Below are 22,172 nucleotides of genomic sequence, written 5' to 3'. Positions count from 1 at the left end.
GGGCGGCCACCGCCGAAAGTGGCTGTTCACGCGGGTGGGCAAGGGGCGTAGCATGGGGCCGATCCCTCCGGCCTCCGCGACCCCCTTGCCATGACCACCACCGCCCTCCAAGCCCCCTCCCTGTCCCTCGACGGCCGCGCCTTCATCAACGGCGCGCGCACCGCCGCGCGCGACGGCCAGACCTTCGACTGCTTCTCGCCCGTGGACGGGCGGCTGCTGGCGCCCGTGGCGCGCGGCCAGGCCGCCGACATCGACGCCGCCGTGGCGGCCGCGCGCGCCGCCTTCGAGGACCGCCGCTGGGCCGGCCTGCCACCGGCCAGGCGCAAGCGCACCATGCTGGCCTTCGCGGACCAGATCCTGCAGCACGCCGACGAGCTCGCGCTCACGGAAACACTCGACATGGGCAAGCCCGTGCGCTACGCGCGCAGCGTGGACGTGAACAGCGCGGCCAACTGCATCCGCTGGTATGGCGAGGCGGTGGACAAGGTGTACGACGAGATCGCGCCCACGCCCGACACCGCCCTGGCCCTGATCACGCGCGAGCCCCTGGGCGTGGTGGGCGTGATCGTGCCCTGGAACTACCCCATGATCATGGCGGCCTGGAAGATCGCGCCGGCCCTGGCCGCGGGCAACTCGGTGGTGCTCAAGCCCAGCGAGAAGAGCCCGCTGACGGCGCTGCGCCTGGCCGAGCTGGCGCTGGCCGCGGGCATTCCGCCCGGCGTGTTCAACGTGGTGCCGGGCTTCGGCCCCGAGGCCGGCAGCCCGCTGGCCCTGCACATGGACGTGGACTGCATCGCCTTCACCGGCAGCACGCGCGTGGGCAAGCAGATCCACGTGATGGCGGGCCAGAGCAACCTCAAGCGCGCCTGGACCGAGCTGGGCGGCAAGTCGCCCAACATCGTGTTCGCCGACTGCCCCGACATCGACAAGGCCGTGGAGGCCGCGGTGGGCAGCATCTTCTTCAACCAGGGCGAGAGCTGCAACGCGCCCTCGCGCCTGTTCGTCGAGGCCTCGATCAAGGAGGCCTTCCTGGAGAAGGCGCTGAAGCTGGTGCCGCAGTACCAGCCGGGCAACCCGCTGGAGAAGGCCACGGTGATGGGCGCCATCGTCGACAAGACGCAGATGGACACCGTGCTGCGCTACATCGACTCGGGCAAGAAGGAGGGCGCCCAGCTGCTCGCGGGCGGCGAGGCGGCCGAGCCCGTGAAGGGCGGCTGCTACGTGCTGCCCACCATCTTCGACGGCGTGAAGAACGACATGACCATCGCGCGCGAGGAGATCTTTGGCCCGGTGCTGTCGGTGCTGTCCTTCACCGACGCCGCCGACGTGGTGAAGCAGGCCAACAGCAACATCTACGGTCTGCAGGCGGCGGTGTGGACGCGCGACATCAACAAGGCGCACGGCGTGGCGCGCGCGCTGCGCGCGGGCACGGTGCACGTGAACCAGTACGACGAGGACGACATCACCGTGCCCTTCGGAGGCTTCAAGCAGAGCGGCGTGGGCCGCGACAAGTCGCTGCACGCCTTCGACAAGTACACCGAGATCAAGACGACCTGGATACGGATCGACAGCCCCATTTGAGGAGAGCGCCATGAACGCCCCGCAAAAGCCCGAGACGCTGAACGCCCCGCACACCAACGCCGCCTGGCACCAGCGCCGGCTCGCGGCCACGCCGCGCGGCGTGGGCGTGTTCGGCGATTTCTTCATCGACCGCGCGAAGAACGCCGAGCTCTGGGACATCGAGGGCCGCCGCTTCATCGACTTCGCGGGTGGCATCGCGGTGCTCAACACCGGCCACGTGCACCCCAAGGTGCAGGCCGCGATCGCGGCGCAGCTGCAGCGCTTCACGCACAGCTGCTACCAGGTGGTGCCCTATGCCGAGTACGTGTCGCTGGCGGAGCGCATCAACGCCATCGTGCCCATCGACGGACCGGTGAAGACGGCCTTTTTCTCCACCGGCGCCGAGGCGATCGAGAACGCGATGAAGATCGCGCGCGCCGCCACCGGGCGCAGCGGCATCGTCGCCTTCGGCGGCGCCTTCCATGGCCGCAGCCTGTTCGCGGTCTCGCTCACGGGCAAGGTGCAGCCCTACAAGGCCGGCTTCGGGCCGTTCCCGCCCGAGGTCTACCACGTGCCCTTTCCGGTGTCGGCCGACAGTTTCGAGGACGCGAAGAAGGCCATGGTCCAGCTCTTCAAGGCCGACATCGAGCCCAGCCGCGTGGCGGCCATCGTGTTCGAGCCGGTGCAGGGCGAGGGGGGCTTCAACCCCATCCTGCCCGCCGCGGTGCAGTGGCTGCGCGAGCTGTGCGACGCGCACGGCATCCTGCTGATCGCCGACGAGGTGCAGACCGGCTTCGCGCGCACCGGCAGGATGTTCGCCATGGAGCACTTCGGCGTGCGACCCGACCTGATGACCCTGGCCAAGAGCATGGCCGGCGGCACCACGCTGTCGGCCGTGTGCGGCCGCGCGGCCGTGATGGACGGCCCCGCGCCCGGCGGCCTGGGCGGCACCTACGCTGGCCACCCGCTGGCCATCGCGGCCGCGCACGCGGTGCTGGACGTGATGGAAGAAGAGGGGCTTTGCGCGCGCGCGCAGCGCCTGGGCGACCAGCTCATCGCCACCCTGATCGCCAAGCGCGCGGCGCTCCAATGCATCGGCGACGTGCGCGGCCTGGGCGCCATGGTGGCCTGCGAGTTCGTGGACCCCAAGACCGGCGCGCCCGACGCCGACACGACGAAGCGGGTGCAGATGGCGGCGCTGCGGCGCGGTCTGCTGCTGCTCAGCTGCGGGGTCAACGCCAACGTGATCCGTTTCCTGTTCCCGCTCACCATCGAGGACGCGGTGTTCAACGAGGGCCTCGCGGTCTTCGACGCCGCGCTGGCCGAGGTGGTTGCTTGAACGACAGCGCCGGGCGCCTGGGCCAGGCGCTCGACGCGCTGGAGTCGCGCGCGGCCGAGCTGCGCGCGATGGGCGTGCACTCGGTGCTCGCCACCTTCACCGACCTGGCGGGCACGCCCAAGGGCAAGCTCGTGCCGCTGGAGGGCCTGGCCGGCGCGGTGGCCGTGGGCGCGGGCTTCGCCGGCCCCAGCATCGTGGGCACCGGGCTGCCGCGCATGGGCCCGCGCAGCGAGTACGTCGGCCGCGTGCTGCCCGAGACGCTGCGGCCCTTGCCCTTCATGCCCGGCGTGGCGCACGCCGTGTGCGAGGGCTTCGCGGGCGGTGAACCGCTGGACACCGACCCGCGCGGCGCGCTCCAGCGCCAGGTGGCGCGCCTGCGCGAGCGCGGCTGGACGCTGTGGGTGGGCATCGAGCCCGAGTTCTTTCTGCTCAAGCGCGGCGCCGATGGCCGCTGGGGCGTGGCCGATGCGCGCGACACGCTGGCCAAGCCCTCGTACGACCTGCGCGCCATCGGCCGCCAGCGGGGCTTCCTGGAGGACATGCGCCAGGCGCTCACGGCCCTGGGCTTTGGGCTGGAGCAGATGGACCACGAAGACGCGATCGGCCAGTACGAGATCAATTACCGGCACGACGAGGCGCTGGCCGCGGCCGATCGCTACCAGCTCTTCAAGCTCACGGCCCAGGCCGTGGCCGAGCGCCACGGCTGCGTGTTCTCCACCATGCCCAAGCCGCTGGCGGGCGCGCCGGGCAGCGGTCTGCACTTCCACCTGAGCCTGACGGACGACGGGATGTCCTCCGGCGCCGGCCGGCCGCTGATGGCCGACGGCGCGGGCGCGCTGGGCCTGAGCGAAACCGGCTGGCGCTTCGCGGCTGGCCTGCTGCGCCACGCCGACGCTCTGGCCGCGCTGTGCGCGCCCACGGTCAACAGCTACAAGCGGCTGGCGGCGAGCCGCAGCGCCTCGGGCACCACCTGGTCGCCGGTGTGGAAGGCCATCGGCGACAACAACCGCAGCTGCCTGCTGCGCGCGGTGGCGGGGCGGCTGGAGTGGCGGCTGCCGGACCCGAGCTGCAACGTGTACCTGGCGCTCGCGGCCACGCTGGCGGCCGGGCTCGACGGCATCGACCAGGGCCTGGTGGCGCCCCGGCCCTGCCGCGACGACCTGTACGAGCGCCACGCGCGTGGCGAGCCGATGCCCGCGCGCCTGCCGCGCGACCTGCACGACGCGTTGCTGGCGCTGGAGGGCGACGCCGAACTGCGCGCCGCGCTTGGCGAGCCGCTGGTGGCCCAGTTCCTGTCCCTCAAGCGCGCGGAGTGGGCCGAGTACCACGCGCAGGTGAGCGACTGGGAGCTGGAACGCTACGCCGAAGGCTGAGCCGGCGGGGCCCGGCGCGATCGGGATAATCGCGCGCGTGAGTTCCCCAAGCACCGCCGTCGACGGCACCAAGACCTGGACCAAGACCACCGACCGTCCGCTGCGCAGCTGGCGCAAGTCGGCGGGCGTGTGGCTGTTCGCGCATTTTGTGGGCGTGCCCATTCCCTGGGCGGCCGCGCGCCAGACCGATCCGCGCGCGCTGCTGGCCCATGAACACGAGCGCCTGCTGGCCCTGGCCGCCGTGGGCGAGTGCGTGCCGCGCGTGATCGGCTTCGATGGCCGCACCCTGGTCACCAGCGACGTGGGCACCACCCTGGACTACCTGCTGTTCCAGCGAGCGCCCGAAGAGCGCCTGCCGCTGATGTGCGCAGCCGCTGCCGACCTGGCGGGTTTTCACGCGCGCGGCCAGTGGCATGGCGGCGCGCAGGCGCGCAACATCACCTGGAACGGCGAGCGCTTCGCGCGGCTGGACTTCGAGGAGCCGCTGGTGCCCGGCCTGGCGCTGGACATGGTGCAGCGCTACGACGTGCTGCAGCTGGTGCTGTCGCTGGCGCGGCTGATCGAGCCCCTGGGGCCCGGCGCGGTGCACGCGGTGCTGCAGGCCTACGCGGCGGTGGACGCGGCGCAGGGCGAGGCGCTGCGCCGCTTCATTGCCCGCCTGCTGCCGCGCCTGCAGCGGATCTCGCGGCTGGCCTCGTGGTCGCGGCGGCTCGACACCTCGCGCGAGCTGATGCGCCTGCGCACGGTTCTGGAAGGCATGGCCGCCTTCGTGGCCGAGCGCTGAAGCCGCCGCACCGCGCTCAGGTTCTGTACGACGGGTCCAGGCGCTCCAGTTTTCGCAGCAGCGCGGGCCAGGCGATCTGCGCGCCCTGGCCGGCCGTGGCCACGCGCATCACCTCGGCCATGCCGGCGAGGATGCGCGGGTCCACCGGGGTCAGCTCGCTGCCGCCGGCCAGCGCGTCGACCTGGATGCGGCAGGCGTTCTCGAAGGTGTACATGGAGAGAAAGGCGTCGGCGATGGAGCGGCCCACGGTGAGCAGGCCGTGGTTGCGCAGCACCAGGTAGTTGGCTTGCCCCAGGTCGGCCTGCAGGCGCGGTATCTCGTCGGGGCGCAGGGCCACGCCTTCGTAGCCGTGGTACGCAAGCGAGCTCAGCACGAAGGTGCTCTGCTGGCTGATGGGCAGGATGCCGTGCTTCTGCGCGCTCACCGCCACGCCCGCGCGGGTGTGCGTGTGCAGCACGCACTGCGCCTCGGGCCGCGCGCTGTGCACGGCGCTGTGGATGACGAAGCCCGCCGGGTTCACGGGGAAGGGCGAGTCGTGCAGCTTGTTGCAGGCCATGTCCACCTTCACCAGGCTGCTGGCGGTGATCTCGTCGAACATCAGCCCGTAGGGGTTGATGAGGAACTGGTGCTCACCGCCGGTGAGGCTGTCGGGCAGCTTGGCGCTGATGTGGGTGAAGACCAGGTCGCTCCAGCCGTAGGCCGCCACCAGGCGGTAGCAGGCGGCAAGGTCGCAGCGCAGCGCCCACTCTTCGGCGCTGACGACTTCTTTCAGGGAGGGGATGTGCATGGCGTGTCTCCGGGCCGCCTCGGGACGGGCGGCCCGACACGCACTCTAGGCGCGCTGGCGCGGCTTGGGCTGTCCGTGCAGCGACAGGGCGGCGGATTCAGCCGCGCGTCTTGCAGGTGCTGATGCCGAACAGGGCGTAGGGCGGGCACCAGCCCACCACGCCGGTGAGCAGGGGCACCACGCCGAGCCAGCCCCACCAGCCCACCGTGCCGGTGGCGGCCAGGGCGATGAGGACAAGACCGACGAGGATGCGAACGGAACGGTCGATGCCGCCGACGTTGGGGGTCATGGAGGTCTCCATCAGTGAACGATGATGTTCAAGCCGATTGGACGCCGCCACGAAGGCAGCCGCTTTGATCCAGATCAGGGTGTCGTCGCGCGCTCGAGGTGTCCGAGCCATCGCATTGCATGTGAGCGCTCGCTACCGCACATTTCCCGGCTAGGCTTCAAGGAGGTGCAGACCGGGGGCCGCTCCGGCCGGCCGAACAGGCGACAGCGCAGGGCCGCGTCCAGGTGCGGGCAGGGCAGGCCGGCCGGCTTGCCCTGGGGCAGGCCCGGCATCGCGCTGCTGATCGAAGGCGCGGTGCAGCAGGCGGCGCAACCGGGGCGGCAGTCCATGGCCGGCGGGCTCAGTCCGGTGCGTTGAGCTTGCGCGCGGCCTGGATGGCCTGTTCCACCACGCCCTGCACGGCGGCCTGGGCGAGGCCGCTGATCAGCTGGCCCTGGTCGTCGAAGGCTTCGCCGGCCTTGCTCAGCGCGTACTGCTTGGGCGTCAGCCAGCACTGCAGGTTCAGCAGCAGGGGCGACAGGTGCGACAGGCTGCGCAGCCCGCCCAGGGCGCCGGGCGAAGCGCTGAGCAGGCCCACCACCTTGCCCGCGAAGGGCTTGGTGCCGCTGGACCATTCGGGGTCGCCCTTGATGGGGCTGGACACCCAGTCGATGGTGTTTTTGAGCAGACCGGTGTAGCTGCCGTTGTACTCGGGCGAGCAGATGACCCAGGCGGGGTGGGCATGGAAGATCGCTTTCAGGCGGCGGGCGGCCTCGGGGGTGCCACGCGCTTCGAGGTCGGCGTTGTAGAGCGGCAGTTCGTGGTCGGCCAGCTCCAGCAGCGTGACCTGGGCGCCGGCGGCGCGGCCGAGGTCGGCGGCGACCTGGGCGAGCCGTCGGTTGTGGGACTGCGCGCGGGTGCTGCCCGCGAAGACGAGGAGGGGGGTGGGCGGGGTCATGGGGGCGGATTCTGGCACCGCCGCCGCGCCGGATTCCTGCGCCTGCCCGGGGCTTGCCCCTTGATGGGACAATCGCGGGCTTGCCCGCGCCGACCGCCCCGTCGCCGCGGGCTTTGGAGTTCAAGATGCTGTACCCCCAGGAATTCGACGTCATCGTGGTCGGCGGCGGCCACGCCGGCACCGAGGCCGCGCTGGCCGCCGCCCGCATGGGCTGCGCCACGCTGCTGCTCACCCACAACATCGAGACGCTGGGCCAGATGAGCTGCAACCCCAGCATCGGCGGCATCGGCAAGGGCCACCTGGTGAAAGAGGTGGACGCGCTGGGCGGCGCCATGGCCATCGCCACGGACGAGGGTGGCATTCAGTTCCGCATTCTCAACAGCAGCAAGGGCCCGGCCGTGCGCGCCACGCGCGCCCAGGCCGACCGCGTGCTCTACAAGGCCGCCATCCGCCGCCGCCTGGAGAACCAACCAAACCTGTGGCTGTTCCAGCAGGCCGTGGACGACCTGATGGTGGAAGGCGACCGCGTAGTGGGCGCCGTCACGCAAGTGGGGATTCGCTTCCGCTCGCGCACGGTGGTGCTGACGGCCGGCACCTTCCTGGACGGCAAGATCCACGTGGGCCTGAACAACTACAGCGCGGGCCGCGCGGGCGATCCGCCGGCGGTCTCGCTGTCGGCGCGCCTGAAGGAGCTCAAGCTGCCCCAGGGCCGGCTGAAAACCGGCACGCCCCCGCGCCTGGACGGCCGCAGCATCGATTGGTCGAAGTGCACCGAGCAGCCCGGCGACGGCATGCCGGCGGCCGACGGCACGCCCCCGAGCACGCCGCTGCCGGTGTTCAGCTTCATGGGCAATGCGGCCTTGCACCCGCGCCAGATCTCCTGCTGGATCACGCACACCAATGAGCGCACGCACGAGATCATCCGCAGCGGCTTCGACCGCAGCCCCATGTTCACCGGCAAGATCGAGGGCGTGGGCCCGCGCTACTGCCCCAGCGTGGAAGACAAGATCAACCGCTTCGCCGACAAGGACAGCCACCAGATCTTCCTGGAGCCCGAGGGCCTGAGCACCCACGAGGTCTACCCCAACGGCATCTCCACCAGCCTGCCCTTCGATATCCAGTACGCCCTGGTGCGCAGCATGCCCGGCCTGGAGAACGCCCACATCCTGCGGCCGGGCTACGCCATCGAATACGACTACTTCGATCCGCGCTCGCTCAAGAGCAGCTTCGAAACCCAGCAGATCGCCGGCCTGTTCTTCGCGGGTCAGATCAACGGCACCACAGGCTACGAGGAGGCCGCGGCCCAGGGCCTGTTCGCCGGCATCAACGCCGCCTTGCAGTGCCGGGGCGAGGGCGCCTGGCTGCCGTCGCGCGACCAGGCCTACCTCGGCGTGCTGGTCGACGACCTCGTCACCCAGGGAGTGACCGAGCCCTACCGCATGTTCACCAGCCGCGCCGAGTTCCGCCTGCAGCTGCGCGAGGACAACGCCGACATGCGCCTCACCGAGACCGGGCGCCGCCTGGGCCTGGTCGACGACGCCCGCTGGGACGCCTTCAGCCGCAAGCGCGACGCGGTTTCACGTGAAACCGAGCGCCTCAAGTCCACCTGGGTGAATCCCAAGCTGCTGTCGGCGGCGGAAGGTGAGCGCGTGCTGGGCAAGGCCATCGAGCATGAGCACAACCTGTTCGACCTGCTGCGCCGCCCCGGCGTGAGCTACCAGTCCCTGGTCGGCATGAACGGCGGCGCCTTCGTCGACTCCGCGGTTTCACGTGAAACCCTGGGCGAGTTGGTGGCGCCGGTGATCGAGCAGGTGGAGATCGCGGCCAAGTACAGCGGCTACATCGACCGGCAGAAGGCCGAGGTGGAGCGCGCCGCCCACTACGAGCACCTGAAGCTGCCGGCGGACATCGACTACCTGAAGGTCACGTCCCTGTCCTTCGAGGCGCGGCAAAAGCTGGCCCGGCACCGGCCCGAAACCCTGGGCCAGGCCTCGCGCATCTCCGGCATCACGCCCGCCAGCATTTCCCTGCTGCTGATTCACCTGAAGAAGGGTGGCGGCGGTGGCCTGGCCTCGGCCCGCGGCGCCACCGCGACCGCAGCCCCATGACGGACGCGCTGCGAAACGAGCTGCAGATCGGCCTGCAGGCGCTCGACCTCTCGCTGGACGAGGAGCAGGTCGACATGCTGATGGCCTACATGGCGCTCATCCAGAAGTGGAACCGGGTCTACAACCTGACCGCCCTGCGCGAGCCGGCGGAGATGCTGACCCACCACCTGCTGGACAGTCTGGCGGTGGTCGGCCCCTTGCTGCGCGAAACCGACGGACGCCCGGTGCGGCTGCTGGACGTGGGCTCGGGCGCCGGCCTGCCGGGGGTGGTGATCGCCATCGCCTGCCCGCAGATCGAAGTGACCTGCGTGGACACGGTGGCCAAGAAGGCGGCTTTTGTCCGCCAGGTGTCGGCGGAGCTGGGCCTGGTGAACCTGCACGCGATGCACGCGCGGGTGGAGTCGCTGAGCCGGGGGCGGGGAGAAGAGGGCTACGACGTGGTCACGTCCCGCGCCTTTTCCTCCCTGGCGGACTTCATCCAGTGGTCGCGCTCGGCGCTGCAGATCGGGGGCATGTGGATGGCCCTGAAGGGCAAGCACCCGCTGGAGGAACTGCTGGCGCTGCCGGCGGACGTGGACGTGTTTCACGTGGAACCGGTGGCGGTGCCGGGCTTGAAGGCGGATCGCTGCATCGTGTGGATGCGGGAACGGATGGGCTGAGCGGCAAAGCCCGGGCCCGGCAGAACCCGTCACGTACACTCGACCCCTGCTTTCTGGGGGCCACCACCATGTTCGGCATCGCGGACTACGGCGCTTTCGTCGCCGCCATCGTAGTTTTTCTCGCCATTCCCGGTCCGGGCAACCTGGCCCTCATCACCTCCACCAGCAAGGGCGGCATGCGCGGCGGACTCGCCGCTACCCTGGGCGTCATCGCCGCCGACCAGGTGCTCATGTGGGCGGCCGTCGCCGGCGTCGCCGCCTTGCTGGCGGCCACCCCGACCCTGTTCGGCGCGGTCCAGTGGATCGGCGCCGCCTACCTGGCCTGGCTCGGCTGGAAAATGCTCACCGCCAAGCCGGGCGATGCCCCGGTCCTCAACATCCGCCCGCGCCAGTACTTCCAGCAGGCGGCCGCCATCACCCTGCTCAACCCCAAGGCCATCGTCTTCTACATGGCTTTCTTCCCCCTGTTCGTCGACCGCGCCCACCACCAGGGCTTGGTCACCTTCGGCGCCATGGCGGCCACCATTGCCGCGCTCACCTTCGCCTACGGCCTGGGCATGACGCTCATCGTGCATTTCCTGGCCGAGCGCCTGCGCGCCAACCCCCGCATCGGTCGCACGCTGGAAAAGCTCGCCGGCGTCTTCCTCATCGGCTTTGGCGTCAAGCTGGCCCTTTCCAAGTAAAGACCCATGGCGAAGATTTTTTGCGTGGCCAACCAGAAGGGCGGCGTCGGCAAAACCACCACCACCGTCAACCTGGCCGCTGGACTGGCCAAGGTCGGCCAGCGGGTGCTGATGGTGGACCTGGACCCGCAGGGCAACGCCACCATGGGTTCGGGCGTGGACAAGCGGGCCATGTCGCTGTCGGTGTACGACGTGCTGCTGGAATCCGCCTCGGTGGCCGAGGCGGCCCAGTGGTCCGACAAGTGCGGCTACCACGTGCTGGGCGCCAACCGCGAGCTCGCGGGCGCCGAGGTGGAACTGGTGGAGGTGGAGCGCCGCGAGCGCCGGCTCAAGCAGGCCCTGGCCGAGGTGGCCGACCAGTACGACTTCGTTCTGATCGATTGCCCGCCCTCGCTGAGCATGCTCACCCTCAATGGCCTGTGCTCGGCGCACGGCGTCATCGTGCCCATGCAGTGCGAGTACTTCGCGCTCGAAGGCCTGACCGACCTGGTCAACACCATCAAGCAGGTGCACGCCAACCTCAACAAGGACCTGCAGATCATCGGCCTGCTGCGTGTCATGTTCGACCCGCGCATCACCCTGCAGCAGCAGGTGAGCGACCAGCTCAAGGCCCATTTCGGCGACAAGGTGTTCGACACCGTGATCCCGCGCAACGTGCGCCTGGCCGAGGCCCCCAGCTACGGCCTGCCGGGCGTGGTGTTCGACCCCTCCGCGCGCGGCAGCCAGGCCTTCATCGCCTTTGCCGAGGAGATGGTCGAGCGCATCAAGAAGATGTGAGGGGAGGGTGTTCCACGTGAAACCGCAGAACGTCCTCGTCCTGCCCGGCTGGCAGAGCAGCGGGCCCGAACACTGGCAGAGCCGCTGGGAGGCGCGCTTCGGCTACCGCCGCGTCGAGCAGCACGACTGGATGCACCCGCAGCGCGGTGACTGGATGGCCCGCCTGGAAGACGTGGTGCTGGGCACCGACGGCCCGGTGCTGCTGGTGGCCCACAGCCTGGGCTGCATCCTGACGGCGGCCTGGGCCGCGCATTCCCGCCACACCGCCCGCGTGGTGGGTGCCCTGCTGGTGGCGCCGGGCGATTCGGAACGCGAGGACTTGCGCGAACTGCTGCCCAGCTGGTCGCCCATCGTGCGCCAGCGCCTGCCGTTCCCCGCCCACCTGATCGGCAGCCAAGACGACCCCTACTGCGGCTTCGAGCGCGCCCGGGGCCTCGCCGCCGACTGGGGAGCCGCCTTCACCGACCTTGGCCGTGCCGGCCACATCAACGCCGACTCCGGCCTGGGCGATTGGCCGCAGGGCCAGGCCTGGCTGGACGAACTCAAGAAAGACAAGCACTAGATGGTCACCAAAAAACCCAAGGGCCTGGGCCGCGGGCTCGAAGCGCTGCTCGGTCCCAAGGTCGAGGACAAGCCCACCGCCGAGGCTGCGCCCGCCGGCGCGCCGTCCACCCTGCCGCTGGACCAGCTGGTGCCCGGCCAGTACCAGCCACGCACCCGCATGGACGAGGGCGCCCTGTACGAACTGGCCGAGAGCATCAAGGCCCAGGGCATCATGCAGCCGATCCTGGTGCGCCGGCTGAACAGCGGCCCGGACGCCGGCAAGCACGAGATCATCGCGGGCGAGCGCCGCTTCCGGGCCTCGAAGCTGGCCGGCCTGAGCGAGGTGCCCGTGCTGGTGCGTGAGGTGCCGGATGAGTCGGCCGCCGCCATGGCGCTGATCGAGAACATCCAGCGCGAAGACCTGAACCCCTTGGAAGAGGCCCATGGCCTGCAACGGTTGGTGAAAGAGTTTGGACTCACTCACGAACAGGCGGCCCAGGCCGTGGGCCGCTCGCGCAGCGCCGCCAGCAACCTGCTGCGCCTGCTGCAGCTGGCCGAGCCGGTGCAGACCATGCTGATGGCCGGCGACATCGACATGGGCCACGCGCGCGCGCTGCTGCCGCTGGACAAGGCCACGCAGATCACCACGGCCAACCAGGTCGCGACCCGCAAGCTGTCGGTGCGCGAGGCCGAGAACCTGGTGAAAAAACTGGCGGCCGAGTTCACCCTGGCGCCGCAGAAACCGCGCAAGGAAAAGTCGCGCGACATCCGCCGCGTGGAAGAGGAGCTGGCCGACCTGCTGACCGCCGAGGTCGAGGTGCGCGTGAAGAAGCGCGTGAAGCGCCACGGCCGCGTCGAGGAGATGGGCGAGCTGGCGATCCAGTTCGGCTCGCTGGACGCGCTCAACGGACTCATCGAGCGGCTGCGCGCGGGGCACTGAGGCCCCGCCCCTTGCCGGGCTCAGGCCAGGGCCGGCGCCGGCTCCATGGACGGGCGGTGGATGTGGCCGGCCGCGCCGTTGGCCTTGGCCGCCTGGTAGTGCCATTCGATGTCCAGCACCCCGGCCAGCGAGCCGTCCTCGGCCAGGCCGCCGATGGGGCCGAACATGAAGCCCAGCAGGATCAGTCCGTTCGGACCGGTGAAGGGCTGGTGGGTGATGCCGCCCGCCTCGACCATGTAGTCGCCCGCGAACACCTCGCCGTGTTCGTAGCCGAAACCGCCTTCGACGATGTAGGCGTGCGCGGCGCCGAAGTGCTTGTGCACGCCGGCCACGGTGCCGGGCTCCACCTTGAGCAGGATCACCAACAGGCTGGAGGCGTCGTCGCAGTGCAGCAGCTTGAACTGCGTGCCCGGCATGCCCCAGGGGGTCCAGGGGATCTCCTTGGTGCGCACGATGAGTGAGCCGTCGGGGTAGCGCAGCGACACGCGCGGGTCGGTGCCGGTCTTGGCGTGGGTGATGGGCATGGGTGTCTCCGTAGGAATGGGGTCCGCGGCATCGGTGCCGCCGGCGCATGCTCGGCGGGGCTGGCGGCCCGGCGCTGCGGGAAAGCCCTGGGAAAGTGGTCGCCGGCCGCGCGCAATGCCGCTTTTTCGACAGAAACCCGCTAGGACGACAGGCCCGCCCGGCCTAGCATGGCGCCATGCACCCCCCGCTCGACAGCGCCCAGGACACGGCCCGGACCATCGGTCGCTTCGCGCACGCCGAACCCGAGCGCGTGCTGCGTGGCCCGTCGGGCGAGGTGGTGGGCGCCATCTGGTCGCACCCGCCCACGCACACGCGGGTGCAAGGCCTGGACCACCACGCGCTGGCGCTGCACCTGTCGGGCTGCACGCTGGTGGAGAAGTGGGCCGACGGCCGCTGCGTGGGGCACCGCTCCCGGGTGGGCAGCGTGAGCCTGGTGCCGGCGCGGCGCGATTCGGAGTGGACCATCGGCGGGCATTGCCGGGTGGCCCATGCCTACGTGCACCCGCAGGCGCTGAGCGACGCGGCCGAACGCCTGTCGCGGCCCTGGCCCGCCGACGGGCTGGGCGACTTCTTCGCGGCCGATGACGCCCAGCTCGCGCGCCTGCTGCACTGGCTGGTGCACGAGGCCCTGGTCGACGGGCTGGAACCGCTGGCGCTGGAGCAGTGGCAGGCCCTGCTGCTGGCGCACCTGATCCGCCGCGACGCCACCGGCGCCGGGGCCGCGCCCGAGCGCTCGGCGTCCCGCCTGGCGCTCACCGGGGCCACGCTGCGGCGGCTGTTCGCCCACATCGACGAGCACATCGAAGAGCGCCTGGCCGCGCGCCTGACGCTGAGCGCCCTGGCCGACATCGCCCACCTCTCGCCCGACCACTTCCTGCGCGCCTTCAAGCGGGCGGTGGGCCAGACGCCGCACCGCTACGTGCTGGAGCGGCGCCTGGTGCGCGCGCAGGACCTGCTGGCGCGCAGCCCGCTGGCCGTGGCCGACATCGCGCGCGACAGCGGCTTTCGCGGCCCCAGCCATTTCACCGCCGCGTTCCGGCGGCAGTACGGCCTCACGCCCAGCGCCTGGCGCGCCCAGCGGCGCGGCTGAGCCAGGCGCGGCACGGCCGCCGGCCTCAGGCCGAGAAGATCTTGCCCGGGTTGAGGATGTTGTCCGGGTCCAGCGCGCGCTTGAGCGTGCGCATCAGGTCCACCGCGCCGGCGCCGGCCTCATCGAGCAGGAAGCCCATCTTGTGCAGGCCCACGCCGTGTTCGCCGGTGCAGGTGCCTTCCAGCTGCAGCGCGCGCGTCACGAGCTTGACGTTGAGTTCCTCGGCCAGGCGGCGCTCGTCGGCGTTGTCGGGGTCGATCAGGTAGCCGAAGTGGAAGTTGCCGTCGCCCACGTGGCCGACGAGGAAGTAGGGCAGGCCGCTGGCGTCGGCCTCGGCCACGGAATCGAGCAGGCAGTCGGCCAGGCGGCTGATGGGCACGCAGGTGTCGGTGCTCACGGCGCGGCAGCCGGGCTTGGTCTGGATGGCCGCGAAGTAGGCGTTGTGCCGCGCGGTCCACAGGCGCGTGCGCTCCTCCGGCGTGGTGGCCCATTCGAAGGCATTGCCGCCGAACTCGCTGGCAATGTCCTGCACGGTCTCGGCCTGCTCTTTCACGCTGGCGGGCGAGCCGTGGAACTCCATCAGCAGCATGTGTTCCTCGCGCAGGCCCAGCTTGCTGTGGGCGTTGACCATGCGCACGGTGTTGGCGTCGATCAGTTCGCAGCGCGCGATCGGCACGCCCAGCTGGATGACCTGGATCACGCAGCGCACCGCCGCCTCGATGGTGGGGAAGGAGCAGACCGCGGCCGAGATCGCCTCGGGCAGCGGGTAGAGCTTGAGGGTGATCTCGGTGATCACGCCCAGCGTGCCTTCGCTGCCCACCATCAGGCGCGTGAGGTCGTAGCCGGCGGACGATTTCTTGGCGCGCGTGCCGGTGCGCACCACCTGGCCCTCGGCCGTGACCACCTCCAGCGCCAGCACGTTCTCGCGCATGGTGCCGTAGCGCACGGCGTTGGTGCCGCTGGCGCGCGTGGCGGTCATGCCGCCGATGGAGGCGTCGGCGCCGGGATCGATGGGGAAGAACAGGCCCTCGCTTTTCACCGCCTCGTTCAGGGCCTTGCGCGTCACGCCGGGCATCACCGTCACGGTCAGGTCTTCGGCGTTGATGGAGAGCACCTGGTTCATGCGGCCGACGTCGATGCTGATGCCGCCCTGCACCGCGAGCAGGTGGCCTTCGAGCGAGGAGCCCACGCCGAAGGGAATGACCGGCACCTTGTACTGAGCGCACAGCGCCACGGCGTCGGCCACGTCGCGCGTGGATTCGGCGAACACCACGGCCGCCGGCGGCGGCACGGTGACGAAGGCGGACTCGTCGCGGCCGTGCTGCTCGCGCACCGCCAGGGCGGTGGAGCACTGCGCGCCGAAGCGCTGCTTCAGCGCGGCCAGAAAGGCCTCGGGCACCTCGCGCTGCTCGACGGTGGGCAGCAAGTGGGCGACGTCGGTGGGGGCGTTCATGGGGGCGGTCTCCGGCGCGGTTTCTGAACCGCGCAGTGTACGCCCGGGGGTGTTCAGCGGCGGGGGCCGCGGGCCGTGGGGCCGGGCAGGGCGCCCTGGGCCGAGGGCAGGGACAGGCCGCTGGGCGTGGCGCCCTGGCGGGGTTTCTGCAGGAAGGGGCCGGTGGCGGCGGCGCCGGCGATCACCAGGGTCCAGGCGGCGAGCAGTTGCACGCTGCGCGCCTCGAAGCGCTGGGACAGCGCCTGGGTCTTGCGAGGTCGGTTCATTCGGTCTCCGTTGTCGCCCCAAGTTGCGGGCGATGCCCGCGATTGCAACGCCCCCGTGTGACAGAACCAAGTGCTTTTGCCGGCCGTTGCGCGCTTGACCGGCGCTTGACGCCCGTGACATTTCCCTGCGGGCGGTTACACCCGATCACTGGCGCACAATGCGGCGACGAGCCAGAAGAGGAGACGACCGTCCATGGGCAACCGACTCACCCAGATCGCCACGCGCACCGGCGACGCCGGCACCACCGGCCTCGGCGACAACACCCGCGTGTCCAAGAACCACCTGCGCGTGCACGCCATGGGCGACGTGGACGAGCTGAATTCGCACATCGGCGTGCTGCTGTGCGAAGAGCTGCCGGCCGGCGTGCGCGGGCTGCTGGTGGAGGTGCAGCACCAGCTGTTCAACCTGGGCGGTGAGCTGTCCATCCCGGGCTATGAACTGCTCAAGCCCGAGGCCGTGGCCGCACTCGACGAGGCCCTGGCCGAGCACAACGCGGCCCTGCCGCGCCTGCAGGAGTTCATCCTGCCGGCGGGCAACCGCGCGGCCAGCCAGGCGCACGTGTGCCGCACCGTGGCGCGCCGCGCCGAGCGCGCGGTGGTGGCCCTGGGCGACGTGGACGCGGTGCGCGAAGCGCCGCGCCAGTACCTCAACCGCCTGAGCGACCTGATGTTCGTGCTGGCGCGCGTGCTCAACCGCATGCACGGCGGCGACGACGTTTACTGGAAGAGCGAGCGCCTGCAGCGCGGGGCCGCCGAGTGAAGGCCCTGCCGGCGCTGGTCGTGGCGGCGCTGGTGCTGGCGCAGGCGCGCGCCGAACCCGCGCCGGGCGAGCAGGTGGTGCTGAGCTGCGACGCCGTCTACCTGCCCGCGCGCAGCGCCTGGGTGCGCGAGGTGCGCTTCACGCTCGATGAGCGCCGCATCCGCGGCGTGGCCATTGACGGCGTGCCGGTGTACAGCTTCTCGGTGTTCGACACCGTGCTGCTCACCGCGCTGGACAACGAGCGCATCCAGATCGACACCGCCACGCTCACCTGGCGCAGCGATTTCCGCGGGCAGGCCACCTCGGAAGGCCGCTGCACGAAAAAATAGCGCCCCCCGCCACGTTGCGCGCGTCCCCCCTCAAGGGGGCGGCACCGACGGCCCGGCGAAGCCGGCTCGGTGGCGCCCCTGGACGGGGTCACTTCGCGCGAGGCGCGAGGACCGACAGGGTGATGCGCGATACGCAGGTGAGCTCGCCCGCGTCGTTGCGCAGGTCGATGTGCCACACCTGCGTGCTGCGGCCGATGTGCACCGGCCGCGTGAGGCCCGTGACCCATCCTTGCGTGGCGCCCTTGAGGTGGTTGGCGTTGATGTCCAGGCCCACGGCGCGGTGGCCTTCGGGGCAGGTGAAGGCCGCGCCGCAGGAGCCCAGGGTCTCGGCCAGCACCACGCTCACGCCGCCGTGCAGCAGGCCATAGGGCTGGCGGGTGCGCGCGTCCACGGGCACGCGCGCGGCGATGAAGTCGTCCCCCACCTCGGTGAACTCGATGCCCAGCTGCCGCACGGCGGTGCCCTCGTGCAGCTGGTGCAGGATCTCGCAGGAGATGGGGCGGGTCCAGATCGCCGGCATGCTCAGGCCTTCCGGCCGCGGCCCAGCAGCCAGTACAGCACGATGGCGCCGAAGGTCGCGGTACCGATGCCGCCCAGCGCGAAGCCGCCGAACTTGAGCGTGTAGTCGCCCGTGCCCAGGATCAGGGGAATGGCCGCCACCAGCAGGTTGCGGTTGTCCGAGAAGTCGACCCGGTTGTCGACCCAGATCTTGGCGCCGGCGATGGCGATCAGGCCGAACACCACGATGGACACGCCCCCCATCACGGCCAGGGGAATGGTCTGGATCAGCGCGCCGAACTTGGGGCTGAAGCCCAGCACGATGGCGATCAGCGCGGCCACCACGAACATGGCGGTGGAATAGATCTTGGTCGCCGCCATCACGCCGATGTTCTCGGCGTAGGTGGTGACGCCGGTGCCGCCCGAGGCGCCGCTCACGATGGTGGCCACACCGTCGCCGATGAAGGCCTTGCCCAGGTAGGGGTTGAGGTCGCGGCCGGTCATGGCGCTCACGGCCTTCACGTGGCCCAGGTTCTCGGCCACCAGGATGATCGCCACCGGTGCGATCAGCAGCATGGCCTGGGCGCTGAACACCGGCGCGGCGAAGGAGGGCATGCCGAACCAGGCCGCGTTGGCCACGCCGCTGAAGTCGATCGGCTTGCCCAGGCCCAGGCCGTTGGTGAGCACGGCGTAGACCACGCTGGCCAGGATCAGGCCCACCAGGATGAGCAGGCGCTGCACCATGCCGCTCGCATACACGGCCACCAGGCCCACGCTGACGAAGGTGATGGCCTGCATCCAGGCGTCGAAGCCCGTGGGCGCCATGTTCTTGATCGGGATGGCCGCCAGGTTCAGGCCGATCACCGCCACCACCGTGCCAGTGACCACCGGCGGCATGAGCCGCTCGACCCAGCCGGTGCCGACGGCCTGCACCACGAAGCCGATCAGCGTGTAGAGCACGCCGCAGGCGATGATGCCGCCCAGCGCCACGCCCAGGTTGGCGTTGGGCCCGCCGCCGGCGTAGCCGCTGGCCGCGATCACCACGCCGATGAAGGCGAAGCTGGAGCCCAGGTAGCTGGGCACCTTGCCGCCGGTGATGAAGTAGAAGATCAGGGTGCCGATGCCGCTCATGAGGATGGCGACGTTCGGGTCGAAGCCCATGAGCAGCGGCGCCAGCACCGTGGCGCCGAACATGGCGATGACGTGCTGCACGCCCATCACCGTGGTTTGTGGCCAGGGCAGGCGTTCGTCGGGGGCGATCACGCCACCCTGCCCGAGGGTGCTCGCCGGTTTCTCCGTCCAGTTGAAAAGGCCCATCTCACTCGCTCCTCATGTTGTTGTCGTGCCGAAGTGGCACGCGATTGTGCAAGCAAGTGGCGTGCGCGGCGCGTCGCGCACGCGCGGGCTCAGGCCCGCTCGGCCGGCTGCGCGCGGACAGGCGTTGGCGCGGGAACCAGCACCGTGCGGATGCCATTGGCGATGAATTCGCTCAAGCGCTGGGCGCTGGCCGGGCCGGCGCGCGTGCTGGCCACGAGCCGGTCGAGCCGGTGCGCCGCCAGGTGCGCCTGCACCGCGCCCAGGGCGAAGCGCAGCGCGTCGGCCAGGTCGTGGCGCGAGGCCCTGGGCAAGGCGGCCTGCAGGGCGTCGAACAGGCGCTGCAGCAGGGGGTCGACGTGCTCCTGCAGCGCGGGCTCGGCCTCGGGCGCGGCCTGGGCCAGTTCGCGCGCGAGCAGTTGCGCGTAGTGCTGGCTGGCGCTGTGGTGGCGCCAGCGCAGCAGCGGCAGCACGAAGGCCTCGACCACGCGCCGCAGGCCGTCGGCTTCGCCGGGCGCGGCGGCGGCGCGGCGCGCGTCCTCCAGGGCGCGCATGGCCTCGTGGTGCAGCGGGCCGTGGTGCGCGAAGATGGCCCGGAACAAACCTTCCTTGTGGGCGAAGTAGTAGCCCACCAGGGCCAGCGGCACCTTGGCGGCCTCGGCGATCTGCCGCACCGTGACCGCGTGGAAGCCGCGCTGGGCGAAGAGCCGCTCGGCCGCGCGCAGGATGGCCTGCTGGCGGTCGTTGCGTGGCGTGAAAGAGGAGGAGCGTGGTGATGGCATGGCGGCGAAAGGTGGGCGCGTCGCGCAGGCGCGCCGCGGGGACTGACAGTGCGGCGGGACGGCGCTACGCTGCGGCCCGCAACCCCAGCAGGAGCCCCATGCCAACGCCTCCCTACGTGCCCCAGATCCGCCGCTACACCGATTGGCTCGCGCAGCACCGCGGCCTGCGCTTTGACGACTACCACGGGCTGTGGCAGTGGTCCGTCACCGATCTTCCGGCGTTCTGGAAATCGACGGAAGAGTACTTTGGATTGCATTTTGGATGCAATGAAGAGAATGTTTTGTTTCAAAACACCATGCCCGGCACCCAGTGGTTCGTGGGTGGGCGCGCCAACTACACGCGCCAGGTGTTCCGCCACGTGGCGCCGGCCCACGCGGCCGGCATGCCGGCGCTGATCGCCCGCAACGAAAAGGGCCGCCACACCGAACTGGGCTGGCCCGAGCTGCGCCGCCAGGTGGCCGCGCTGGCCCTGCACCTGAAGGCCCAGGGGGTGCGCCCGGGTGACCGCGTGGCCGCCTACCTGCCCAACATCCCCGAGACGGCCGTCGCCTTCCTGGCCGTGGTGGGCATCGGCGCGGTGTGGAGCGTCTGCGCGCCCGACATGGGCACCAACGCCGTGCTCGACCGCTTCCGCCAGATCGGGCCGGTGGCGCTGATCGCCTGCGACGGCGTCACCTACGGCCGGCGCGACATCGACCGCCTGGGCGTGGTGGCCGAGCTGCGCGCGGCCCTGCCCACGGTGCGCCACGTGCTGCTGCACACCAACCTGGCCGATACACCCGATGAGAAGGCGCGCGCGCTGGCGCAGGCCGCGCCCTGCGCGCACCTGGAGGCCGTGGTGGCCCGCGACGATGCCGAGACCGCGGCCTTCGAGCCCGAAGACCTGCCTTTCGACCACCCGCTGTGGATTGTCTATTCCAGCGGCACCACCGGCCTGCCCAAGCCCATCGTGCACGGCCATGGCGGTACGGTGCTGGTGGGCCTGGCGCTCAAGGGCCTGCACAACGACGTGGGTTGCAGCTACGAGCCCAACAGCTGGGGCGAGCGCTACCACTGGTACAGCTCCACCGGCTGGGTGATGTGGAACGCGCAGGTCAGCGGCCTGCTCAATGGCACCACCTGCGTCATCTACGACGGCAACCCGGGCGGCGCCAAGGACGCGCCCGACTGGACCACCCTCTGGCGTTTCGCGGCCGAGACCGGCGTCACCTTCTTCGGCGCCGGCGCGGCCTTCTACGCCAACTGCCTCAAGGCCGGCGTAGACCTGTCGCGCTGCGGCGATCTGTCGCGCGTGCGCGCCCTGGGCAGCACGGGCTCGCCGCTGTCGGAAGACGCGCAGCGCTGGGGCACCGAGCAGTTCCGTCGCCTGCGGGAGCGACCCCCCGCCGGGCCGCTCCCAGGGGGACCGGCCCCCTCAGAGGGCAGCGGGCCGCGCGAAGCGGGGGAGCGTGCGGGCGACATCTGGTGGTGCAACATCAGCGGCGGCACCGACTTCGCGGGCGCCTTCATCGGCGGCAACCGAGAGCTGCCGCAGACGCCCGGGCGCATGCAATGCCGGCTGCTGGGCTGCGCGGTGCAGGCCTGGAACGAGCGCGGTGAACCGGTGATCGACGAGGTGGGCGAGCTGGTCTGCACCCAGCCCATTCCCTCGATGCCGCTGTACTTCGTGGGCGACAAGGACAACCAGCGCCTGATCGGCAGCTACTTCGACGCCTACCCGCCCGGCCACGGGCGCCGGCCAGGGGGCGGTGACCTCGGCCCCGAGGCCGGCGCCGTCTGGCGCCACGGCGACTGGCTGCGCGTGCTGCCCGACGGCTCCTGCGTCATCTATGGCCGCTCCGACGCCACCATCAACCGCCACGGCCTGCGCATGGGCACGAGCGAGATCTACAGCGCCGTCGAGGCCCTGCCCGAGGTGCTCGATTCGATGGTGGTGGACCTGGAGTACCTGGGCCGCGAGAGCTGGATGCCGCTGTTCGTGGTGCTGCGCGAGGGGCACACGCTGGACGAGGCCCTGCGCCAGCGCCTGAACGCCGCGATCCGCCAGGCGCTGTCGCCGCGCTTCGTGCCCGACGCCATCTACCAGGTGGCGGAGGTCCCGCGCACGCTCTCGGGCAAGAAGCAGGAGCTGCCGATCAAGAAGCTGCTGCTGGGCCAGCCGATCGAGAAGGTCATCAACCGCGAGGCCATGGCCAACCCCGGCAGCCTGGACTGGTACGTGCGGCTGGCGCGCGAGCGCGGGGGGGCGGCCTAGGTGTTGAGTCTCAGGAGGTTGTTCATGCCCGGGATGCGGGTCATGGGCGGCTGATGGTGCAGAGCGGAGTGTGGCCGCAGCCAGTTGTAGTGGTCAATGAAGGGCTGCAGGGCGGCGTGGC

General features: G+C 70.8%; 24 protein-coding genes and 1 pseudogene. 14 read left to right on the top strand and 11 right to left on the bottom strand.

Going from position 1 to position 22,172, the window contains the following annotated elements:
• Window positions 1–90 precede the first annotated feature (90 nt).
• Genes BHU06_RS12775 through BHU06_RS12760 form a run of 4 tightly spaced genes read left to right on the top strand, consistent with a single transcriptional unit; the run spans window position 91 to window position 5,056 of the window.
• Complete coding sequence (locus BHU06_RS12775; RefSeq protein WP_070399584.1) at window positions 91–1,581, top strand: aldehyde dehydrogenase; 1,491 nt, start codon at window positions 91–93, stop codon at window positions 1,579–1,581.
• Window positions 1,582–1,591: 10 nt separating this feature from the next.
• Window positions 1,592–2,899, top strand: coding sequence for a 4-aminobutyrate--2-oxoglutarate transaminase (gene gabT, locus BHU06_RS12770; RefSeq protein WP_139147065.1), 1,308 nt, complete (start codon window positions 1,592–1,594; stop codon window positions 2,897–2,899).
• The gene (locus BHU06_RS12765) at window positions 2,896–4,272 is read left to right on the top strand and encodes a type III glutamate--ammonia ligase (RefSeq protein ID WP_070399583.1); all 1,377 of its coding nucleotides are present in this window, start codon (window positions 2,896–2,898) and stop codon (window positions 4,270–4,272) included. Before gabT ends, BHU06_RS12765 begins: the two co-directional genes overlap by 4 nt.
• A gap of 37 nt (window positions 4,273–4,309) precedes the next feature.
• Window positions 4,310–5,056 (top strand): hypothetical protein, encoded by a 747-nt coding sequence (locus BHU06_RS12760; RefSeq protein ID WP_070399582.1) that lies wholly within the window; start codon window positions 4,310–4,312, stop codon window positions 5,054–5,056.
• 16 nt (window positions 5,057–5,072) lie between these two features.
• On the opposite strand, the gene BHU06_RS12755 is transcribed toward BHU06_RS12760, so the two are convergent.
• From BHU06_RS12755 to BHU06_RS12745, 4 genes are all read right to left on the bottom strand, one after another.
• Window positions 5,073–5,843: a class II aldolase/adducin family protein gene (locus tag BHU06_RS12755; protein ID WP_070399581.1), complete on the bottom strand. Its 771-nt coding sequence runs from the start codon at window positions 5,841–5,843 to the stop codon at window positions 5,073–5,075.
• A 97-nt stretch (window positions 5,844–5,940) separates the two neighbouring features.
• Window positions 5,941–6,132, bottom strand: coding sequence for a DUF2892 domain-containing protein (locus BHU06_RS12750; protein WP_070399580.1), 192 nt, complete (start codon window positions 6,130–6,132; stop codon window positions 5,941–5,943).
• A gap of 74 nt (window positions 6,133–6,206) precedes the next feature.
• Complete coding sequence (locus tag BHU06_RS23005) at window positions 6,207–6,461, bottom strand: zinc/iron-chelating domain-containing protein (protein ID WP_083293211.1); 255 nt, start codon at window positions 6,459–6,461, stop codon at window positions 6,207–6,209.
• Between the two features lie 11 nt (window positions 6,462–6,472).
• Window positions 6,473–7,069 carry an NADPH-dependent FMN reductase gene (locus tag BHU06_RS12745; protein ID WP_070399579.1) on the bottom strand — a complete coding sequence of 199 codons (597 nt, stop codon included), beginning with the start codon at window positions 7,067–7,069 and terminating at the stop codon, window positions 6,473–6,475.
• 125 nt (window positions 7,070–7,194) lie between these two features.
• Between BHU06_RS12745 and mnmG the strand changes: the two genes are divergently transcribed.
• The 6 genes from mnmG to BHU06_RS12715 all read left to right on the top strand — a co-directional run bounded on the left by mnmG (window position 7,195) and on the right by BHU06_RS12715 (window position 12,779).
• Entirely contained in the window at window positions 7,195–9,177 is a 1,983-nt protein-coding gene (gene mnmG, locus BHU06_RS12740; protein ID WP_070399578.1) for a tRNA uridine-5-carboxymethylaminomethyl(34) synthesis enzyme MnmG, read from the top strand.
• Window positions 9,174–9,836 (top strand): 16S rRNA (guanine(527)-N(7))-methyltransferase RsmG, encoded by a 663-nt coding sequence (gene rsmG / locus BHU06_RS12735; RefSeq protein ID WP_070399577.1) that lies wholly within the window; start codon window positions 9,174–9,176, stop codon window positions 9,834–9,836. Before mnmG ends, rsmG begins: the two co-directional genes overlap by 4 nt.
• Window positions 9,837–9,904: 68 nt before the next feature.
• Window positions 9,905–10,519 (top strand): LysE family translocator, encoded by a 615-nt coding sequence (locus BHU06_RS12730; protein ID WP_070399576.1) that lies wholly within the window; start codon window positions 9,905–9,907, stop codon window positions 10,517–10,519.
• Window positions 10,520–10,525: 6 nt separating this feature from the next.
• A complete protein-coding gene (locus BHU06_RS12725) occupies window positions 10,526–11,296 on the top strand; it encodes a ParA family protein (RefSeq protein ID WP_070399575.1) in 771 nt (256 codons plus the stop codon).
• Window positions 11,297–11,312: 16 nt separating this feature from the next.
• Complete coding sequence (locus BHU06_RS12720; protein WP_070399840.1) at window positions 11,313–11,858, top strand: alpha/beta hydrolase; 546 nt, start codon at window positions 11,313–11,315, stop codon at window positions 11,856–11,858.
• A complete protein-coding gene (locus BHU06_RS12715) occupies window positions 11,859–12,779 on the top strand; it encodes a ParB/RepB/Spo0J family partition protein (protein WP_070399574.1) in 921 nt (306 codons plus the stop codon).
• A gap of 20 nt (window positions 12,780–12,799) precedes the next feature.
• On the opposite strand, the gene BHU06_RS12710 is transcribed toward BHU06_RS12715, so the two are convergent.
• Window positions 12,800–13,303: a cupin domain-containing protein gene (locus tag BHU06_RS12710; RefSeq protein WP_070399573.1), complete on the bottom strand. Its 504-nt coding sequence runs from the start codon at window positions 13,301–13,303 to the stop codon at window positions 12,800–12,802.
• Window positions 13,304–13,479: 176 nt separating this feature from the next.
• Here BHU06_RS12710 and BHU06_RS12705 point away from each other — a divergent pair, with 176 nt between their 5' ends.
• Window positions 13,480–14,394: a helix-turn-helix domain-containing protein gene (locus BHU06_RS12705; RefSeq protein WP_070399572.1), complete on the top strand. Its 915-nt coding sequence runs from the start codon at window positions 13,480–13,482 to the stop codon at window positions 14,392–14,394.
• A gap of 25 nt (window positions 14,395–14,419) precedes the next feature.
• On the opposite strand, the gene BHU06_RS12700 is transcribed toward BHU06_RS12705, so the two are convergent.
• Both BHU06_RS12700 and BHU06_RS12695 read right to left on the bottom strand, forming a co-directional pair.
• Window positions 14,420–15,847, bottom strand: coding sequence for an FAD-binding oxidoreductase (locus tag BHU06_RS12700; protein WP_070399571.1), 1,428 nt, complete (start codon window positions 15,845–15,847; stop codon window positions 14,420–14,422).
• Window positions 15,848–15,900: 53 nt separating this feature from the next.
• Entirely contained in the window at window positions 15,901–16,113 is a 213-nt protein-coding gene (locus tag BHU06_RS12695; RefSeq protein ID WP_070399570.1) for a hypothetical protein, read from the bottom strand.
• Between the two features lie 193 nt (window positions 16,114–16,306).
• On the opposite strand from BHU06_RS12695, the gene BHU06_RS12690 reads away from it, so the two are divergent.
• Window positions 16,307–16,873 carry a cob(I)yrinic acid a,c-diamide adenosyltransferase gene (locus BHU06_RS12690; RefSeq protein WP_070399569.1) on the top strand — a complete coding sequence of 189 codons (567 nt, stop codon included), beginning with the start codon at window positions 16,307–16,309 and terminating at the stop codon, window positions 16,871–16,873.
• On the top strand, window positions 16,870–17,202 hold the full coding sequence (locus BHU06_RS12685) for a hypothetical protein (RefSeq protein WP_070399568.1): 333 nt from the start codon (window positions 16,870–16,872) through the stop codon (window positions 17,200–17,202). Before BHU06_RS12690 ends, BHU06_RS12685 begins: the two co-directional genes overlap by 4 nt.
• Before the next feature lie 88 nt (window positions 17,203–17,290).
• Here BHU06_RS12685 and BHU06_RS12680 read toward each other — a convergent pair whose 3' ends face one another.
• The 3 genes from BHU06_RS12680 to BHU06_RS12670 form a co-directional block, all read right to left on the bottom strand.
• Entirely contained in the window at window positions 17,291–17,722 is a 432-nt protein-coding gene (locus BHU06_RS12680; protein ID WP_070399567.1) for a hotdog fold thioesterase, read from the bottom strand.
• 2 nt (window positions 17,723–17,724) lie between these two features.
• On the bottom strand, window positions 17,725–19,017 hold the full coding sequence (locus tag BHU06_RS12675; protein ID WP_070399566.1) for a solute carrier family 23 protein: 1,293 nt from the start codon (window positions 19,015–19,017) through the stop codon (window positions 17,725–17,727).
• An 89-nt stretch (window positions 19,018–19,106) separates the two neighbouring features.
• The gene (locus BHU06_RS12670; RefSeq protein ID WP_070399565.1) at window positions 19,107–19,796 is read right to left on the bottom strand and encodes a TetR/AcrR family transcriptional regulator; all 690 of its coding nucleotides are present in this window, start codon (window positions 19,794–19,796) and stop codon (window positions 19,107–19,109) included.
• Here BHU06_RS12670 and BHU06_RS12665 point away from each other — a divergent pair.
• Window positions 19,790–22,051, top strand: coding sequence for an acetoacetate--CoA ligase (locus tag BHU06_RS12665; RefSeq protein WP_175442849.1), 2,262 nt, complete (start codon window positions 19,790–19,792; stop codon window positions 22,049–22,051). The two genes, BHU06_RS12670 and BHU06_RS12665, sit on opposite strands and share 7 nt — an antisense overlap.
• On the opposite strand, the pseudogene BHU06_RS22530 reads toward BHU06_RS12665, so the two are convergent.
• Window positions 22,048–22,172, bottom strand: a pseudogene (locus tag BHU06_RS22530) (IS481 family transposase); the annotation flags it as partial. The gene BHU06_RS12665 and the pseudogene BHU06_RS22530 overlap by 4 nt on opposite strands.

The organism is Hydrogenophaga sp. PML113, assembly GCF_001777155.1.
In the GTDB taxonomy this organism is placed as follows: Bacteria; Pseudomonadota; Gammaproteobacteria; order Burkholderiales; family Burkholderiaceae_C; genus Hydrogenophaga; species Hydrogenophaga borbori.
Note: the sequence above shows the minus strand (reverse complement) of the source record. Positions and strands in the feature narration are given on the sequence as shown.